A 17,656-nucleotide genomic window follows, 5' to 3' on the forward strand; every position below is an offset into this window, starting at 1 on the left:
TCCGTTTTTCATCACTGTGATATCAAGGGCTTCCATTGAATTCAAGTTTAATCTTTGCGCTTTCGGTGTTGCTGTGTGCAATAGTTGATAACCCGCCGGGAGTTGGTATAGTGTCCGCACTGCAGCGTCTGGGAAGCTAAAAACAGTCCAATTGGATAATGGCACTGGAAAATTGAATCAGTATTATTATCTAATCGGGCTGAGATGGTTGGGTTGGGAAGATCTGGATCTCAGACTTCATCGGTCTACAGTAAGATTCCTCACTGCCCGGTCAGGTCAGGTATATTTCCCTTCATAGACATGGTGTTGTGAAAAGTATTTTTGTCTTTCTGTGCAACAAGAGTGAAGCAACGTACTTTTCATCGTCTATCGGCATTTGTGTAGAGAGAAAGCTATTATGGCAAAAATTGTTGAAATCAAAGGCCGCGAAATCATGGATTCTCGCGGTAACCCAACCGTAGAAGCCGATGTCATTCTGGAATCGGGTGCCATGGGGCGTGCTGCTGCACCATCCGGAGCCTCTACCGGTTCCCGTGAAGCTCTGGAGCTGCGTGATGGAGACAAATCTCGCTACCTGGGTAAGGGGGTCCTGAAGGCTGTGGGCAACATCAATGGACCTATCCGTGAAGCTCTGCTGGGGTGTGATGCCGCTGATCAGCGTGGACTGGATGCGGCCATGATTGAGCTGGATGGTACCGAGAACAAGAGTGTTCTGGGCGCCAATGCCATTCTTGCAGTATCCCTGGCCGCAGCAAAAGCCGCTGCTGCAGATAAGAAAATACCTCTCTACCAGCATATTGCTGACCTGAACGGCACTTCTGGCCAGTTCATCATGCCGGTTCCTATGATGAACATTCTCAACGGTGGTGAGCACGCTGACAACAACGTCGATATTCAGGAGTTCATGATCCAGCCAGTCGCTGCCAGGACTTTTGCTGAAGGTTTGCGCATGGGTGCTGAGGTATTTCATGCCCTGAAGAAAGTTCTGTCTGCCAAAGGCTTGAATACTGCGGTAGGTGATGAAGGTGGTTTCGCGCCCAATCTCGCTTCTAATGCTGACGCGCTGGCTGTCATTAAAGAAGCAGTTGAAGCAGCTGGCTACAAGCTGGGTACTGATATTACTTTGGCGATGGACTGTGCGGCATCAGAATTCTATGTTGACGGCCAATATAATATGAAGGGTGAAGGCAAAATTTTCTCTTCCAATGAGTTTTCTGACTACCTGGCCAATCTTTGTGAAGAGTACCCGATTATCTCTATCGAGGATGGTCTGGACGAGTCTGATTGGGACGGTTTCAAATATCAGACTGAAATTCTGGGCGACAAGATCCAGATTGTTGGTGATGACCTGTTTGTAACCAATACCAGGATTCTCAAGGAAGGTATTGAGAAAGGTATCGCTAACTCTATCCTGATCAAGTTCAACCAGATCGGTTCCCTGACTGAAACGCTGGAGGCTATCAAGATGGCCAAAGATGCTGGATACACTGCGGTGATCTCTCACCGTTCCGGTGAAACAGAAGACGCTACTATTGCAGATCTGGCTGTGGGAACTGCTGCAGGTCAGATCAAGACCGGTTCTCTGTGCCGTTCTGACCGTATTTCCAAGTACAACCAGCTGCTCCGTATTGAAGAAGAGCTGGGTACAAAAGCTCCATATCGTGGTCTCGCTGAATTCAAGCGTGCCTGACAGGTTGTTTGATTAGCGCGTCAATAAAGGGAGGCTTTTAATGTCTCCCTTTGTTCTGTGTAACGAGCCTTTGCTTTTATTTTTATGATCACTTTTCGGGTATTCTAGTTTTTTCTGTTTTCATCGTGGGCACATTTTACAGGCTTTGATAGACTCAATGGCTGGAAACAATGAGAGATTCAGATGCTAAAGCTGGTGCATACATTACTTCTTCTGGCACTGTTGGTCCTTCAGATTCAACTCTGGACGGGAGAGGGAAGTGTGGCCGAAATGGTAGCGATCAAAAAACAGATTGAGCAGCAGGAGCGGGAAAACGAGCGCTTGTATCGGCGAAACCGCTTGCTCGCTACCGAAGTTATTGAGCTGCAAAACGGTTTGCAAACCCTGGAAGAGCACGCACGTCTTGATTTGGGGATGATCAAGAAAGATGAAACGTTTTATCTGATATATGACTGAGTGTTCCAGCTACTTTAATACTGGCTCAATACCGGGCAAAAAATTCCACAACGCTCATCATTGCAGCTATTTTATAGATCGGGGCAGGTTCCTGATCGGCTATTTAAGTGGCGTTTCAGATTTATAACAGACTGAAACATATTCTGTTTGCAAAAGGTTCCTTATGACCTTTCGTAGGTGACAATGTGAGTACGAGTATCCCTCTTGAGCCCCGTTTTTGGGCAATTGTTCCTGCCGCTGGAGTGGGGCGTAGAATGCAGAGTACAATCCCCAAGCAGTATCTTGAGATTCATGGTCGCACCTTAATAGAACACACTCTTGAACGTCTGCTGGGTTTTTCTGTGTTGGAGAAACTGATTGTTGTGATTGGTGCTGAAGATGAGTACTACAAAAATATTGAGATGTTGCGGGATTCGCGAATTATGTTGGTGCAGGGAGGGGATGAGCGTTACCATTCCGTCTTGAATGGGCTGAAGGCTTTGTCCGAGTTGGCAGATGCCGAGGATTGGGTGATGGTGCATGATGTGGCCAGACCTTGTATTCGTCATTCCGATCTGGAGTGGCTTGTGAAACAGTTAGCTGGCCACGCCACCGGCGGTTTGTTGGGAATGCCTGTCAGAGATACTATGAAGCGCACTTCTTCTTCTGGCGAAGTGACTGAGACCGTGGATCGGGATGAGCTTTGGCATGCCCTGACCCCGCAGATGTTTCGAATGAAGCTGCTTTACGATGCACTCAAAAAAGCGCTGGATGACGGAATGCCCGTCACGGATGAAGCCAGTGCTATTGAATACGCTGGATTCAAGCCGCTGATGATCGAAGGGCACAGCGATAATATCAAGGTGACCCGTAGCGCTGATTTGACACTTGCAGCCCTCTACATACAACAGCAAGATAAACTGATTGAGACAGTATGATGCGAATTGGTCACGGTTTTGATGTGCACCGCTTTTCCGATGAAGTGGCGGCTGATGCCAGCATTGTGTTGGGCGGGGTCACTATTGAACACAGCCATAAGCTTTTAGCCCATTCTGATGGCGATGTTCTCCTTCATGCCGTTTGTGATGCATTACTGGGAGCGGCTGCTCTGGGTGATATCGGTCAGCATTTTCCGGATACAGATCCAAGGTATAAGGGAATCGACAGCCGACAGCTTCTCAAGCATGTGGTGACATTGATTCATGAGAATGGCTACCAGGTAGTCAACGTCGACAGCACTATTGTTGCCCAGACACCAAAAATGGCTGCTTATATTCCTGCCATGAAAGAAAATATCTCCAGAGATCTTCAGATCGAAACTGAAGCTGTCAATGTAAAAGCAACGACAACTGAGAAGTTGGGCTATACCGGGAGAAAAGAAGGTATAGCAGTTCATGCGGTGGTGCTTCTGACTCATAGCAAAGGCCTTTTTTGTTGATCTGTTTGCGCTATACCCAAAAGATTATTGTTTAATGAATCAAATTTCTTACACACCATCCTGGTCTTATTGCTGGGGTGGTCCACTGGGGCAGTGCGCTTTCAAGTCTCTGCCTGAGGATTTCATCGTTGAAGAAGAGCTGCCCTTTCTTCCGGAAGGTGAAGGGGAGCATGCCTATGTCAATGTTCAGAAAACCGGAGAAAATACCGATTGGGTAGCAGGGCGGCTTTCCAGATTCGCTGGTGTAAAACGCTCTGCAGTCAGCTATGCAGGACGAAAGGATCGCCATGGTGTTACACGTCAGTGGTTTAGTGTCTGGCTGCCCGGGCAGGACTCCCCGGAATGGTCGCAGCTGAATAGCGAATCTTTGCTTATAATTGCCGCGACCCGACATGGTAAAAAGCTCAAGACCGGAGCATTGAAAGGTAATCACTTTATCATCACTTTAAGGCATGTAAATGTGCCGCAGGTGCTGCTGGAAGAACGCTTGAAGTTGATCGCCGGTCAAGGTGTGCCCAACTATTTTGGAGAGCAACGCTTTGGTCATGAGGGCGCTAATGTTGATCGGGCATTGCTGATGTTTACCGACAGTTTCAAGGCTCACAGAAACAAACGCGCAATGTATTTGTCTGCAGCACGTTCCTGGATATTTAATCAGGTCGTTTCTGAGCGTGTCAGTCAGCACAACTGGACCCGCTACCTTGAAGGAGATGTACCCGGTTTTCAGGACAGTGGTAGTTTAATTCTGCGGGACCATGACCAGGACCTGATGACAAGAATTGAATCGGGAGAAGTCTCATTGACCGCGCCTCTCTGGGGTCGAGGGGAGTTGCTTTCAGGATCGGATTGCAGAAAGATGGAAGAAGAGATTTCTGCACGCAACCTGTTGTTGTGTGAAGGTTTGGAGCAGGCAGGTATAAAGCAGGAGAGAAGGGCCATCCGTCTGATACCTGCAGCTATGAGCTGGAAATGGTTATCAGATGATTGTGTTCAACTTCAATTTTCTCTTCCAAAAGGCTGTTTTGCAACAGCAGTATTGAGGGAAGCTTTAGAATGTATAGAAGGATGTTTCGGTGAGAATACTGCTCAGTAACGATGATGGTGTTTTAGCTACTGGGTTATCCACCCTGTACAGTTCGCTCGATGGCCTGGGTGAGAGAATTGTCTTTGCTCCTGATAGGAACAGTTCGGGCTTGAGCAGTTCATTGACCCTGGGTCGTCCCCTGAGGGTGACTGAGCATTCCAATGGTTTCAACAGTGTTGATGGAACTCCGGCTGATTGCGTTCATTTGGCGGTCAATGCGCTGTTGGAACAAGAGCCGGATATTGTTGTTTCAGGCATCAATCATGGCCCCAACCTGGGTGATGATGTTCTTTATTCAGGGACAGTAGGTGCTGCTATGGAAGGTCGTTTCATGGGCTTACCTGCCATTGCTGTGTCTGCCTGTGGCAAAAGTGAACAAGGCTTCATCACAGCAGGAAGGGTGGTCAGAGAATTGATCCCCAGACTTGAGCAATTATCTCTGCCAGAAAGAACCATTTTAAATGTTAATGTGCCCGATAGGCCTTATGAAAAGCTCCAGGGGCTGGCAGTGACTCGTTTGGGGCACAGGGAAAGGCCTGAAAAACCTGTTAAAGTATTGGACCCCAGGGGAAAGCATGTCTATTGGATTGCTCCTGTTGGTAAAGAACAGGACGCGGGTGAGGGTACTGATTTCCATGCAATTGCTGAAGGTTTAGTCTCAGTAACACCCCTTCAGTACGACCAGACTCATCATGCAACGCTCTCTGCGCTCAGTGAATGGCTGGGCAGATGATATGAAAGAGGTTGATATTCATGGTATAGGAATGACCTCCCGGAGAACCCGGGAGCGTCTTATCCATCGACTTTCAGATCAGGGGATTGACTCTGTCGAGGTTCTGGAGGTCATTCGACATACACCGAGACATCTGTTTGTGGACGAAGCGCTATCCCACAGAGCTTATGAAGATACTGCCTTGCCTATTGGTTTCGGGCAGACACTGTCGCAGCCGTATATTGTGGCCAGAATGACAGAGGCTCTCATGGCAGCAGGTCCACTCAACAGAGTACTTGAAATAGGCACGGGTTCTGGTTACCAGACAGCGGTCCTATCGCCGCTGGTAAAAAAAATATACTCCGTTGAGCGTATCAAACCCCTCCATGAACGAGCGAAGAAATTGCTTAAAGCACTTTCTATTCACAATGCTCAGTTTAAACTTAGCGACGGTGGTATGGGTTGGTCAGTCATGAGCCCCTTTGATGGAATCATTGTGACAGCTGCCCCGGATCAGATACCTGAAGAGCTATTACAGCAGTTGTCCGAAGATAATGGTCGTCTCATCGTTCCTGTTGGAGGTCGCAGTGTTCAGGATTTATTGCGGATCACCCGTCAGGGAGATACCTTCAAGAAAGAAATGCTTGAAGCTGTGCGGTTTGTGCCATTACTGGATGGGATTCAGAAGTAATACACTCCTTTGTATCTCAAGAATGAAAACCAGTCGGGTCGCTCTTAAAAGATAAACGGGTCTCTTGCTGATTTATGCATTACAGAATAAGACAGGTTGGATTATGTCAAAGATGAAAGAAAGTCTGGGTATTCTGCTCAAGGGGGTGGCGATGGGGGCTGCCGATGTTGTTCCCGGGGTTTCAGGAGGTACTATTGCTTTTATCACTGGTGTCTATGATCGTCTGTTAAATGCTTTGAAGAGTATCAATCCCGGTTTGCTGGTCAAGCTCAAATCCGGAGGGGTTGCTGAATGCTGGAAGCATATAGATGGGAGTTTTCTGGTTCTGCTGTTTGGCGGTGTGTTGATTAGTATAGTGAGTTTTTCGCATCTTATTACGTACCTGCTGGAAAGTTACCCGGAACTCATATGGTCTTTCCTCTTTGGTCTGATATTGATTTCAGGGATTCATATGCTAAAACAGATAAAGCATTGGACTGTCGCTTCTATGATACTTCTTATGCTTGGCTGTGGTGTCTCCTATTTTATCGGGACGCTGACGCCTACATCTCTGACTCCTTCTTATCTGATGTTGTTCTTTGCTGGTTGCATTGCTATTTCTGCGATGATTTTGCCGGGCATTTCTGGCAGTTTTATCCTGTTATTGATGGGATTATACCCTGCTGTTTTGGCTGCCGTGAAAGATCTGGATATTCTGTTGCTGGTGATTTTTGGATCTGGATGCATTGTCGGGTTGCTGACATTTTCTCATATCCTCTCCTGGTTGTTAAAGCAGCATCGTGATCTGACTCTGTCTTATCTGACAGGGCTGATGCTCGGTGCCTTGGGAAAAGTATGGCCGTGGAAAGAAACCCTGGAAACGAGAATAAACAGTTCGGGGCAGGAAGTTCCCTTCCTGGAAAGAAATATTTCTCCCTGGACGTATGAAGCGCTTTCTGGTCAGTCGGCTTACCTGTTGCCATCCATTACTTTAATGTTCTCAGGTATTTTGCTGGTTGTTCTGCTTGAGAAATTCAGTAATCGTTTTACTGAAAATTAACTATTGGGCTCTCTTGCTGCATAAGTGAGCAATTAATTCTTAATAGTTGTCAAGGGTTGGTTGCTGCTCCCGGCTGTTCTAAAGATTCTTTGCAGAATTGTGTGTTGGTGTCCTGGTCTCACGAACTAAATACATTCCTGACAGACAGTCTGGAAGGTGGCTGATATGAAAAGAATGTTTCGGTACTGATGATCCTTTGTAGGTAAACTGCGCTGAGATATAGGCGTTATCACTTTTTTTGATATATTTTTTTAGATTAAGAAAATTTAAATATATCCTAATTTATTATATTGTGGGACGTGCCTCGGAGGCTGAGTATGGAGCAGAGTCAATGACAGGTGATCGTCTTGGGCAAGAAATTAATTTGAGTGTTTGCTCAAGAATATTCGGTTGGATAGTATTGACTCTGTTACTGTCAGGGTGTTCTCATGACCCTTCCTCAGTTCAGGTTAAAGAGCTCAGGTTACCCCCCAAAGTAGTTAGTGGTAGTCATATTGTCCGTGGCGGCGAAACTCTTTTTTCAATAGCTTGGCTTTATAGTAGAGATTACAAAGAGTTAGCTGCTGTCAATGGAATACGTTCACCTTACACGATCTTTCCGGGCCAACATATCAATTTGACTTCCTCGAGCTATGTATCTCACTCTCCAGGTCCTGTAATAAAGAGCACAACCATTTCATCCAAGTCTGCTGCGGTTAAAAAAACAACAGTAAAAATGCCTGTGAAGGTAGAACGATCATCCAATATTTCAAGTTGGCGCTGGCCGGCCAATGGAAAAGTGGTACAGGGATACCACAACGGCAATGGGCTGAATAAAGGGATTGATATCAGAGGCAAATTGGGAGAGCCTGTAAGTGCAGCTGCCGCTGGTGAGGTGGTTTACGCGGGTAGTGAGCTCGCTGGCTATGGCAAGCTGATCATTATGAAACATAACAACAGCTATCTGAGCGCTTACGCTCACAATAAGGAGTTGCTTGTGCGTGAAGGAGACTCAGTTAAAGCAGGCCAGAAGATAGCCGAAATAGGTTCTACAGGAACGACAGAGCCTAAGCTGCATTTTGAAATTCGGCATAATGGCAAACCGGTCGACCCGATGCGATTCCTGCCTGTACGCTGATTTCATTCTGCGGTGTCGGTAGAGGGATCTCACGGGTGTCGACTCAACTCTCAGTTGGTTGTTCGACAGACAGTGGGGCTTTCGGATAGGACTGACTCTTATGGCAGCAAAGAGGGAAGACTCAGAGCAAAATAATTTTGCTGAGGATTTTACCCAGGGAAAGAGTGAAATTGATAACGTGTTGGACTCTGATCTCAATCAAAATGAAGAAGTTGAAGAGAAAGAGCCTGCACAGCAGACACTTACACCGAGCGCGTCAGATTACAGTAGGGCCCGTCGTGATGATGACGGTTTCTATAAATCCATTGATGCCACTCAGCTCTACCTCAACGAGATAGGCTTTTCACCTCTGCTAACACCAGAGGAAGAGGTGCATTATGCGCGTCTTGCCCGTCGAGGTGTTGAAGCGGGCAGGCGTCGTATGATTGAAAGTAACTTGCGCCTGGTTGTGAAGATCTCAAGGCGGTATGTGAATCGTGGACTGACACTACTGGATCTTATTGAAGAAGGAAATCTGGGTCTCATCAGGGCGGTTGAAAAATTCGATCCTGAGCGTGGGTTCCGTTTTTCAACATACGCCACCTGGTGGATTCGTCAGACAATTGAGCGGGCCATCATGAATCAGACGCGCACCATTCGTCTGCCTATTCATGTGGTCAAGGAACTCAATGTTTACCTCAGGGCGGCTCGAGAGCTGACTCAAAAGCTGGACCATGATCCTACCCCGGAAGAAATTGCGCAACTGCTGGATAAACCAGTCGATGACGTTAAAAGGATGCTGGGGCTTAATGAGCGTGTCACTTCTGTTGATACCCCATTGGGTCCGGATTCTGATAAGTCCATCCTTGATACCATCTCTGATGAGAAGGAGTCTGATCCAGCGGAATTGCTTCAGGATCTTGATCTTAATGACAGTTTGGACAAGTGGCTGGGAGAGCTTTCTGAAAAGCAGCGTGAAGTGGTGGCCAGAAGGTTTGGTTTAAGGGGCTACGAAACCAGTACCCTTGAAGAAGTGGGTAAGGAAATTGGTTTGACAAGAGAGCGAGTCAGGCAAATACAGGTTGAGGCTCTTAAGCGATTGCGCTCGATCCTTGAGAAACAGGGGTTGTCCGGGGAGTCTCTTTTTAGCTGATAGCAGTGCCTTGATAATAAAAAAGCCATGATCTTGGGGTCATGGCTTTTTGTTTGGGAAAGAGTTAACGCCCGAATCATTGCAAGGTCGTTCTGCACACTTTTCCTATAGTGATCTTCTTGGTTCTATCGTTCCAGATGTTCAAGCTTACCTTTAACGCCATCCCATTTTTCCGCGTCGGGGAGTGCATCTGTTTTTTCTGTAATGTTATCCCAGACGTCAGCAAGTACGGCGTTGAGTTCAATAAACTCCTGCTGATCTTCCGGTACCTCATCCTCGGAGAAGATCGCATTGGCTGGGCACTCAGGCTCACAGAGGGCGCAGTCGATACATTCGTCCGGGTGGATGACCAGAAAGTTGGGTCCTTCGTAAAAACAATCTACGGGACACACTTCCACGCAATCGGTGTATTTGCACTTTATGCAGTTTTCACCCACTACGAAAGTCATGATGGTTACACTCCGTTTGTTCAGGCTGATGATAAGTCAGTCACAATACATTCATGAAATGTCACCATCAGGAATGACATTTCCAATCGCATATCCCTGACTGGTTTGACGCAAGGCCTAACCAGTCGAGGCGACAAGTCTACCAGTATTGTTTCTAAGGTAGTAGTTTAACCAGTTATGAGCATAGTCAGTTTTGCGCAATCAGTGACTTGAGGTCGTACAGCAACCCGAGAGCCTGACGGGGTGACAGGTTGTCAGGGTTGAGATCTTTGAGTGCTTCGACGGCCGGATGTGGTTGTGAAGCTGCAAACATATCTGCCTGAGTCGGGTTCTCATGACAACCCTTTTTGGCCTGTTTTGGGGGCTGTCGCATAGCCTGATCAGTTGAGCCTTCTTCCAATTGTTGCAACCTGGATCGCGCCTGAGAGACTACATTTCTCGGGACGCCAGCTAGCTGAGCCACTTGTAAACCGTAACTCTGGCTGGCAGGGCCATCCTGAACCGAGTGCAAAAATACAATTTTATCGTCGTGTTCTGTAGCATTCAGATGAACGTTGGCAACTGAGCTGCACTCGTCTGGTAGTTGAGTCAGCTCAAAATAGTGAGTGGCGAACAGTGTGAATGCCTTGACGGTGTCGGCCAGGTGATGAGCGCAGGCCCAGGCCAGTGACAAGCCATCGAATGTGCTGGTTCCCCGACCCACTTCATCCATCAAAACCAGGCTGCTTGCTGAGGCGTTATGCAGAATATTGGCTGTTTCAGTCATTTCCACCATAAACGTGGATCGTCCCCCGGCCAGGTCATCGGATGAGCCTATTCGGGTGAATATTCTGTCTACCAGACCAATTTTTGCGTGGTTGGCAGGAACAAAACTCCCTACGTGGGCTAATAAGACGATCAGTGCCGTTTGCCTCATATAGGTCGATTTACCACCCATGTTTGGGCCAGTGATAACAAGCATTCTTTTTGTTGCATGCAGGTCTACATTGTTGGCGACAAAGGGCTCAGTTAACACCTGTTCGACAACCGGGTGGCGACCATCTTCAATATGAATGCCAGGATCCGGGCTCAGTTCTGGCTGGCAGAAGTTCAGAGTCTCAGCTCTTTCTGACAAGTTGTTCAGAACGTCCAGTTCGGAGATGCTCATGGCTGTTTCCTGAAGAGGGCCCAGTGCTTCCAGAAGATTAACCAGTAATTCGTCGTAAAGTGCTTTCTCCCTGGAAAGCGCTCTGCTTTTGCTGGACAGAGCCTTATCTTCGAACTCTTTTAATTCCGGTGTGATGAAACGTTCTGTATTTTTCAGTGTCTGGCGACGTATGTAGTCTACCGGAGCGTCTTCAGACTCTCTTCGGCTGAGCTCAATGTAATAGCCATGAACCCTGTTAAAGCCGACCTTCAGGCTAGGTAGCCCTGTTTTCTCCTTCTCTCTTTTTTCCAGTTCAACAAGATAATCGCCTGCGTTCTGACTGAGAGCACGAAACTCATCCAGTTCTGTGTCAAAGCCCTCCGCAATGACGCCGCCGTCTCTGATGATGACGGGCGGATTTTCGATAATGGCCCGGCTCAGTAGATCTGTAACCTGAGGGTGTTCACTGATGGCTTCAGCCAGCTTATGAATGTCCTCATTGTCGATCGTTTTGAGAATGGATTGCAGCTCAGGCAGCTGATTTAGAGCATCTCTCAGACGAGCCAAATCTCTTGGACGGGCTGATTTTAATGCTACTCTGGCAAGAATACGCTCAATATCGCCAATGCCGCGAAGCAAGGGTTGAATCTGCTCGAAGTAATAGCCAGATTTTATTGTTGAGAGAATGGATTGGCGTTTTTGTAACTTATAAAGATTTCTCAGGGGGCGATTCAGCCATCTTGAAAGTAATCGGCTGCCCATAGCGGTCGCTGTTTTATCAAGTACTGACAAGAGTGTGTGATCCCGGCCACCATTGAGGTTCTGGGTTAGTTCCAGGTTTTTTCGGCTGGCTGCGTCAAGGACTACGCTTTCTTCGCGAACTTCCTGCCGGATGCTTCGAATGTGGGGCAGGGCAGTTCTCTGTGTTTCCTTGGCGTATTGCAACAGACAGCCTGCCACCTCCAGACCGACTGTTAATGATTCGCAGTCGAATCCTTGCAGGTTTTTGGTTTGAAACTGACGGGTTAATCCTTCATAGGCGCTGTCACGATCAAAGTCCCAGGGCGGGCGTTTGATTGTCCCCGGACGTTCAACAATTCGGACTGGCCATTCAACACTGTCATTGATGAGAATTTCGGCAGGGTTGATACGCTCAACTTCTGCCATCAGCGCTTCTTCACCCTCGACTTCTACTGCTGTAAATTGACCACTGCTGATATCCAGAGAGGCTATTCCATATCGATTTTCTGATCGGGTCAGTGCGGTCAGAAGATTGTCCTGCTGTTCGTCCAGCAGTGCTTCGTCACTCACTGTACCAGGGGTCAGGATCCGGACGACTTTTCTTTCAACAGGGCCTTTTGATGAAGCCGGGTCGCCAACTTGCTCGCAAATGGCGACAGAAACGCGCAGTCTGACCAGGCGAGCCAGGTAACCCTCTACAGCATGGTAAGGGATACCTGACATGGGAATGGGCTCACCGGCGGACTGTCCACGGGTTGTCAAGGTTATATCCAATAACTCCGCAGCTTTACGGGCATCGTCATAGAAGAGCTCGTAAAAATCTCCCATGCGATAGAATACCAGGTGCTCCCGGTGCTTCTGTTTGATTCGCAGGTATTGCTGCATCATTGGTGTATGCTGACTCTGGGTGTCTTTGCGCTGGCTCATAGATGAGGGTAAGCCTTGAATTCAGGTTGCTGACAAACAATCTGTCATTTTACTATGAAAAGCTGGCTGTTTTCATGGCAACAATGGTTTATCTTTAGCTATTGGCAGCTGCGGGCAGTTGAATGTATGTCTGACCCGATTCAAAAAAACTCTTCCTATTTGACCCAGAGGCGAAATTGATGTCCGGAGATTTTGACAAAAAGCTGCTGCTGCTGGCTGGAAAACTTCAGGCTGGAAACTTGAAAGTGGCTGCTGCTGAATCCTGTACTGGTGGCTGGCTCAGTCAGGTTTTTACTTCTCTTGCCGGTAGTTCATCCTGGTTTGAAGGCGCCATTGTCAGCTACTCCAATGCTATGAAACACAAGTTTCTGGGTGTGCCTGTTGCGCTGATTGATCGTTACGGTGCTGTCAGTCAGCCTGTTGTGGAAAGCATGGCATTGGGTGCTGTCAAGCGCCTTTCTGTACCCTTGAGTGTTTCCATTTCTGGCGTTGCTGGCCCTGAAGGTGGGACTGATGAAAAGCCGGTGGGTACAGTATGGGTTGGCTGGTGTTTTAACGACCAGGTAACGACTGAGGTCTTTCACTTTTCCGGAGACAGGGAGCAAGTGAGAAGACAGGCCGTTGATGTCGCTCTGGACGGCTTGATTAAACTGGCGGATAGAATTTCCAGATAAATGCTGGACAAATATACAGATAGTGTTTAAATATACAGTATCTAAAGATTTGAATACTTAAAGAATAGTGGCCTGTACTAAAAGGGTGGATTTGAATAATGGATGAGAACAGAAAGAAAGCATTAACGGCGGCTCTGGGTCAGATTGACCGCCAGTTTGGTAAAGGAACGGTCATGCGCATGGGTGACCAGAAGCAGGAAGCCATTCCAGCTATCTCTACAGGCTCATTACAACTGGACATAGCGTTGGGAATAGGGGGGCTACCAAAGGGTCGTGTAGTTGAGATTTTTGGTCCTGAATCTTCTGGCAAGACCACACTGACGCTCAGTGTAATTGCAGAAGCTCAGAAGCAGGGTGCTACCTGTGCTTTCGTAGATGCTGAGCACGCTCTGGATCCTCAGTACGCTGGCAAGCTGGGTGTGGATGTTGATGACCTCTACGTTTCGCAGCCTGATACCGGAGAGCAGGCACTGGAAATTACGGACATGTTGGTTCGTTCCGGTGCGGTTGATGTCATTGTTGTAGACTCCGTTGCGGCTCTGGTTCCCAAAGCTGAAATCGAGGGGGATATGGGTGACTCTCATGTCGGCCTTCAGGCACGCTTGATGTCTCAGGCTCTGCGAAAAATCACGGGTTCTATCAAACAGGCAAACTGTTTGGTTATTTTCATCAATCAGATTCGTATGAAGATTGGTGTAATGTTTGGTAACCCCGAGACTACCACGGGTGGTAATGCTCTTAAGTTCTATTCTTCTGTTCGTCTGGATATTCGCAGAACCGGTGCAGTGAAGCAGGGTGATGAAATTACTGGTAATGAAACCCGGGTCAAGGTGGTCAAGAACAAGGTTTCTCCTCCCTTCCGTCAGGCTGAGTTCCAGATTCTTTACGGTCAGGGTATTTATCACATGGGTGAAGTGATTGACTTGGGCGTTAAACAGAAGTTGGTCGAGAAATCCGGTGCCTGGTACTCCTACAAAGGTACGAAAATTGGTCAGGGTAAGGCCAATGCTGCTCAATATCTGACCGACAATCCAAAGATTGCTGAAGAGATAGAAGCACAGATTCGAGCTGAATTGTTGGGTTCTGCAGAACCTGGGTCTGAAGCCTCTGCAAAATCAGATGCAAAGCATCAGGATGAACTTCTGACGGAATAAGTTTTGGAAGTCTTTGACAAAGATATTCGCCGTGCTGGCATGGATTTGCTGGCACGCCGTGAACACAGTTTTCAGGAGCTTCAGCAAAAGCTCAGTCGGCGTTACCCTGATTTTGATGTGGTTCCTGCACTTGAGAGATTGCAAGACGAAGGTCTCCAAAGTGATGAGCGCTTTATCGAGAGTTATGTTCGTTCAAAAACAGAAAAAGGATATGGCCCCGTCAGAATACGCTCTGATTTGCGCAGGAAAGGCCTTGCTGATCAAGTAATCTCATCTTTTCTGTTTGAGGACGATGATGTCTGGCTGGAGATGGCAAGATCCAGTAGGTGTCGCAAATTTGGTAATAACTTGCCCGCTGGAGCGGGGGAAAGATCTAAACAGTATCGGTTTCTGGCGCAGAGAGGCTTTACCAGTCTTCAGATTTCAAATTGTCTAAAGCAGCTATTTTTAACTTAGCCCATATGAACAACATTTAACTTAAACAGAGTCTGCATGGCTGTTTTTCTTTCCCTTCTATATAATGTCCGTCTTTTATAGATTGCTGTTTAATCTCCCGTTTGGAAGACTTGTATGACTCGTGTGAAATATATGAAAAGTGCTGAGATTCGCTCTGCTTTTCTTGAATACTTCAGAGAAAATGGGCATGAAGTCGTACCCAGTAGTTCTCTGGTGCCTCACGACGATCCAACCCTGCTGTTCACCAATGCAGGTATGAACCAGTTTAAGGAAGCATTCCTCGGCAGGGAACAGCGAGCATATACACGAGCAACCTCGTCCCAAAAGTGTGTTCGTGCTGGTGGTAAGCACAATGATCTTGAAAATGTGGGCTACACTGCCCGTCATCACACCTTTTTTGAAATGCTGGGTAACTTCAGTTTTGGTGACTATTTCAAGCAGGACGCCATTCGTTTTGCCTGGACTTTCCTGACTGAAAAACTGCAACTGCCCGTTGAGCGTCTCTGTGTTACGGTTTATGAATCAGACGATGAGGCTTATGACATCTGGCTTAATGAGATCGGTGTTGCTGCTGAAAATATCATTCGTATTGGTGACAACAAAGGAGCTCCGTACGCCTCTGACAACTTCTGGCAGATGGGAGATACCGGTCCTTGCGGACCTTGCACAGAAGTCTTCTATGATCACGGTGATCATATCTGGGGTGGTCGACCCGGAACTCCGGACGAAGATGGCGATCGTTTTATTGAAATCTGGAACATTGTCTTCATGCAATACAACCGTCAGGTGGATGGACTGATGGAACCTTTGCCCAAGCCATCGGTGGATACAGGTATGGGGCTGGAAAGGATTTCTGCGATTATGCAGGGAGGGCATAGTAACTATGATATTGATATCTTCCAGAACCTGTTGAATGATGCTTCCGGAATTCTGGGTGGTGTACCAACACCAGAGGCTTCACTGCGCGTTATTGCCGATCATATCCGTTCAAGCTCATTTATCATTTCCGATGGCGTCGTGCCGTCTAACGAAAGTCGCGGATACACACTCAGACGTATCATCCGTCGCGCATGTCGCCATGGACACAAATTGGGAGCCACTGGGTCGTTCTTCTATAAGCTGGTAGCTTCTCTAGTGCGTGAGATGGGTGATGCTTATCCTGATCTTGCAAAAAATCAGGCGCAGATAGAGAGAATATTGCTACAGGAAGAAGAGCAGTTTGCTAAAACGCTCGATAAGGGAATGAAACTGCTGGAAGGCAAGCTCCAGGGGCTTGAGGATAGTGTTATTCCTGGTGATGTAGTGTTCACGCTTTACGATACCTATGGTTTCCCCGTTGATCTGACCAGTGACATTGCCAGAGAGCGTAAGCTGGCGGTAGATGAAGAAGGTTTCGAGCAGTTACTTGAGGCTCAGCGAGAAAGGGCCCGCGCAGCCAGCAAATTTGGCGTGGACTACAGCGAACAGTTGGTTATTGAGGGAGCTACTGATTTCACGGGCTATGAAAGTCTTCAGGACGGAGCTGAAGTCACTGCTCTGTTTGTTGATGGACAGTCAGTTGATTTTATTTCTGAAGGTCAACAGGCGACGGTCGTTCTGCAGTCAACACCTTTTTATGCAGAATCTGGTGGTCAGGTGGGTGATAGCGGCTCGCTCAGGTTTGAGGGTGGCGAGGTTAAAGTGCTGGACACTCAGAAACAGGGCGACAGTCATCTTCATATCTCAGAAGTATCCCAGGGTAAATTAAAAGTTGGTGATATTGTGAGTGCCTACGTTGATGTTGAAGCCCGAAAGGCAACGGAGCAGAATCACTCTGCCACCCATTTGCTTCATGCTGCACTTCGCAAGGTTCTGGGTGAGCATGTTACTCAAAAAGGCTCTCTGGTAGATCATGACAAACTTCGCTTTGACTTTTCCCACTTTGAAGGGGTTAAGCCAGAAGAACTCCGGGCTATAGAGAGACTGGTTAATCAGCAGATCCGTAATAATAGTCAGGTGAAAACCGAGCTGTTAGATATGAAAGCTGCTCAAGCTAAAGGCGCAATGGCTCTGTTTGGTGAAAAGTACGGTGTAGAGGTTCGCGTGCTTTCTATGGGTTCTGAAGGCTTCTCTGTTGAACTCTGCGGGGGTACTCACGTTAGTCGTACGGGTGATATCGGTTCATTCAGAATTATTTCTGAGTCCGGTATTGCAGCGGGTGTGCGACGCATTGAGGCTGTAACAGGTGTAGCTGCGATTGATTATCAGGAAAAACTGGAAGATACCCTGAAATCGGTCGCAAGTCTGGTAAAAGGTTCTCAGGACAATTTACAAGATAAAGTTTCTTCTCTTCTCGATCGGAATAAAGAACTTGAGAAAGAGCTTCATAAACTTCAACAGAAGCTGGCCTCTGCCGACAGTGCTGACCTTCTGTCCAGGACAATTGATGTCGATGGTGTGAAGTTGCTGGCTACTGAGTTAGAGGGAGTAGACCCTAAGTCTCTCCGTGACATGGTCGATCAGCTGAAAGGTAAGCTCCAGACCGGTATCGTATTTCTGGCTGTCCCTGGCCACTCTAAGTTCCCTCTGGTAGCGGGAGTAACCAAAGATCTTACTGATAGGGTGAAGGCGGGTGACTTGTTGAAAATGGTTGCCAGTCAGGTCAATGGTCGTGGTGGAGGTCGTCCAGACTTTGCTCAGGGTGGTGGTTCAGATGCTTCCAAAATCAAAGAAGCGCTTGAATCTATAGTACCATGGTTACAAGAACGTCTGTAATGTGATCGATTTACCCTGATAAAAAAACGAGCCATAT

The 17,656-nt window shown here is 47.5% G+C and carries 16 protein-coding genes; 14 read left to right on the plus strand and 2 right to left on the minus strand.

Annotation, left to right across the window (positions count from 1 at the left end; all coding sequences use genetic code 11):
* Positions 1-397: 397 nt before the first annotated feature.
* The 10 genes from eno (at position 398) to rpoS (ending at position 9,338) form a co-directional block, all read left to right on the plus strand.
* Positions 398-1,690, plus strand: a complete 1,293-nt coding sequence (gene eno, locus ACOJUO_RS19715) for a phosphopyruvate hydratase (RefSeq protein ID WP_422137907.1) — start codon at positions 398-400, stop codon at positions 1,688-1,690.
* A gap of 183 nt (positions 1,691-1,873) precedes the next feature.
* The gene (locus tag ACOJUO_RS19720) at positions 1,874-2,146 is read left to right on the plus strand and encodes a septum formation initiator family protein (RefSeq protein ID WP_422133643.1); all 273 of its coding nucleotides are present in this window, start codon (positions 1,874-1,876) and stop codon (positions 2,144-2,146) included.
* A gap of 185 nt (positions 2,147-2,331) precedes the next feature.
* Entirely contained in the window at positions 2,332-3,063 is a 732-nt protein-coding gene (ispD, locus tag ACOJUO_RS19725; RefSeq protein ID WP_422133644.1) for a 2-C-methyl-D-erythritol 4-phosphate cytidylyltransferase, read from the plus strand.
* Positions 3,063-3,563 (plus strand): 2-C-methyl-D-erythritol 2,4-cyclodiphosphate synthase, encoded by a 501-nt coding sequence (gene ispF, locus ACOJUO_RS19730; RefSeq protein WP_422137104.1) that lies wholly within the window; start codon positions 3,063-3,065, stop codon positions 3,561-3,563. Before ispD ends, ispF begins: the two co-directional genes overlap by 1 nt.
* Positions 3,564-3,597: 34 nt before the next feature.
* Positions 3,598-4,656, plus strand: coding sequence for a tRNA pseudouridine(13) synthase TruD (gene truD, locus ACOJUO_RS19735; RefSeq protein WP_422137908.1), 1,059 nt, complete (start codon positions 3,598-3,600; stop codon positions 4,654-4,656).
* A complete protein-coding gene (gene surE / locus ACOJUO_RS19740) occupies positions 4,637-5,380 on the plus strand; it encodes a 5'/3'-nucleotidase SurE (protein ID WP_422133646.1) in 744 nt (247 codons plus the stop codon). The genes truD and surE overlap by 20 nt, the downstream gene beginning before the upstream one ends.
* A gap of 1 nt (position 5,381) precedes the next feature.
* Positions 5,382-6,050 carry a protein-L-isoaspartate(D-aspartate) O-methyltransferase gene (locus ACOJUO_RS19745; protein ID WP_422133647.1) on the plus strand — a complete coding sequence of 223 codons (669 nt, stop codon included), beginning with the start codon at positions 5,382-5,384 and terminating at the stop codon, positions 6,048-6,050.
* A gap of 103 nt (positions 6,051-6,153) precedes the next feature.
* Entirely contained in the window at positions 6,154-7,089 is a 936-nt protein-coding gene (locus ACOJUO_RS19750; RefSeq protein WP_422133648.1) for a DUF368 domain-containing protein, read from the plus strand.
* Between the two features lie 331 nt (positions 7,090-7,420).
* Positions 7,421-8,206, plus strand: coding sequence for a peptidoglycan DD-metalloendopeptidase family protein (locus ACOJUO_RS19755; RefSeq protein WP_422133649.1), 786 nt, complete (start codon positions 7,421-7,423; stop codon positions 8,204-8,206).
* Positions 8,207-8,306: 100 nt separating this feature from the next.
* Positions 8,307-9,338: an RNA polymerase sigma factor RpoS gene (rpoS, locus tag ACOJUO_RS19760; RefSeq protein ID WP_422133650.1), complete on the plus strand. Its 1,032-nt coding sequence runs from the start codon at positions 8,307-8,309 to the stop codon at positions 9,336-9,338.
* Positions 9,339-9,463: 125 nt separating this feature from the next.
* Here the strand turns inward: rpoS and fdxA are convergent, their stop codons facing one another.
* Both fdxA and mutS read right to left on the minus strand, forming a co-directional pair.
* Positions 9,464-9,787 (minus strand): ferredoxin FdxA, encoded by a 324-nt coding sequence (gene fdxA, locus ACOJUO_RS19765; RefSeq protein ID WP_257281113.1) that lies wholly within the window; start codon positions 9,785-9,787, stop codon positions 9,464-9,466.
* Between the two features lie 187 nt (positions 9,788-9,974).
* A complete protein-coding gene (mutS, locus tag ACOJUO_RS19770; protein WP_422137909.1) occupies positions 9,975-12,581 on the minus strand; it encodes a DNA mismatch repair protein MutS in 2,607 nt (868 codons plus the stop codon).
* Between the two features lie 179 nt (positions 12,582-12,760).
* Between mutS and ACOJUO_RS19775 the strand changes: the two genes are divergently transcribed.
* The 4 genes from ACOJUO_RS19775 to alaS all read left to right on the plus strand — a co-directional run bounded on the left by ACOJUO_RS19775 (position 12,761) and on the right by alaS (position 17,619).
* The gene (locus tag ACOJUO_RS19775) at positions 12,761-13,255 is read left to right on the plus strand and encodes a CinA family protein (RefSeq protein ID WP_422133652.1); all 495 of its coding nucleotides are present in this window, start codon (positions 12,761-12,763) and stop codon (positions 13,253-13,255) included.
* A gap of 98 nt (positions 13,256-13,353) precedes the next feature.
* On the plus strand, positions 13,354-14,409 hold the full coding sequence (gene recA, locus ACOJUO_RS19780) for a recombinase RecA (RefSeq protein ID WP_422133653.1): 1,056 nt from the start codon (positions 13,354-13,356) through the stop codon (positions 14,407-14,409).
* Positions 14,410-14,412: 3 nt separating this feature from the next.
* On the plus strand, positions 14,413-14,865 hold the full coding sequence (locus tag ACOJUO_RS19785) for a regulatory protein RecX (RefSeq protein ID WP_422133654.1): 453 nt from the start codon (positions 14,413-14,415) through the stop codon (positions 14,863-14,865).
* Positions 14,866-14,997: 132 nt separating this feature from the next.
* Complete coding sequence (gene alaS, locus ACOJUO_RS19790) at positions 14,998-17,619, plus strand: alanine--tRNA ligase (protein ID WP_422140082.1); 2,622 nt, start codon at positions 14,998-15,000, stop codon at positions 17,617-17,619.
* Positions 17,620-17,656: the final 37 nt, after the last annotated feature.

The sequence above is a fragment of the Endozoicomonas sp. ALC020 genome, from assembly GCF_049275935.1.
GTDB lineage: Bacteria > Pseudomonadota > Gammaproteobacteria > Pseudomonadales > Endozoicomonadaceae > Endozoicomonas_A.

What these genes read in the sequence shown, in the direction of transcription:
- eno (WP_422137907.1), top strand. Translation starts at nt 398, where the DNA reads ATGGCAAAAATTGTTGAAATCAAAGGCCGCGAAATCATGGATTCTCGC.
- ACOJUO_RS19720 (WP_422133643.1), top strand. Translation starts at nt 1,874, where the DNA reads ATGCTAAAGCTGGTGCATACATTACTTCTTCTGGCACTGTTGGTCCTT.
- ispF (WP_422137104.1), top strand. Translation starts at nt 3,063, where the DNA reads ATGCGAATTGGTCACGGTTTTGATGTGCACCGCTTTTCCGATGAAGTG.
- truD (WP_422137908.1), top strand. Translation starts at nt 3,598, where the DNA reads ATGAATCAAATTTCTTACACACCATCCTGGTCTTATTGCTGGGGTGGT.
- ACOJUO_RS19745 (WP_422133647.1), top strand. Translation starts at nt 5,382, where the DNA reads ATGAAAGAGGTTGATATTCATGGTATAGGAATGACCTCCCGGAGAACC.
- ACOJUO_RS19750 (WP_422133648.1), top strand. Translation starts at nt 6,154, where the DNA reads ATGTCAAAGATGAAAGAAAGTCTGGGTATTCTGCTCAAGGGGGTGGCG.
- ACOJUO_RS19755 (WP_422133649.1), top strand. Translation starts at nt 7,421, where the DNA reads ATGACAGGTGATCGTCTTGGGCAAGAAATTAATTTGAGTGTTTGCTCA.
- rpoS (WP_422133650.1), top strand. Translation starts at nt 8,307, where the DNA reads ATGGCAGCAAAGAGGGAAGACTCAGAGCAAAATAATTTTGCTGAGGAT.
- fdxA (WP_257281113.1), bottom strand. Translation starts at nt 9,787, where the DNA reads ATGACTTTCGTAGTGGGTGAAAACTGCATAAAGTGCAAATACACCGAT.
- mutS (WP_422137909.1), bottom strand. Translation starts at nt 12,581, where the DNA reads ATGAGCCAGCGCAAAGACACCCAGAGTCAGCATACACCAATGATGCAG.
- ACOJUO_RS19775 (WP_422133652.1), top strand. Translation starts at nt 12,761, where the DNA reads ATGTCCGGAGATTTTGACAAAAAGCTGCTGCTGCTGGCTGGAAAACTT.
- recA (WP_422133653.1), top strand. Translation starts at nt 13,354, where the DNA reads ATGGATGAGAACAGAAAGAAAGCATTAACGGCGGCTCTGGGTCAGATT.
- alaS (WP_422140082.1), top strand. Translation starts at nt 14,998, where the DNA reads ATGAAAAGTGCTGAGATTCGCTCTGCTTTTCTTGAATACTTCAGAGAA.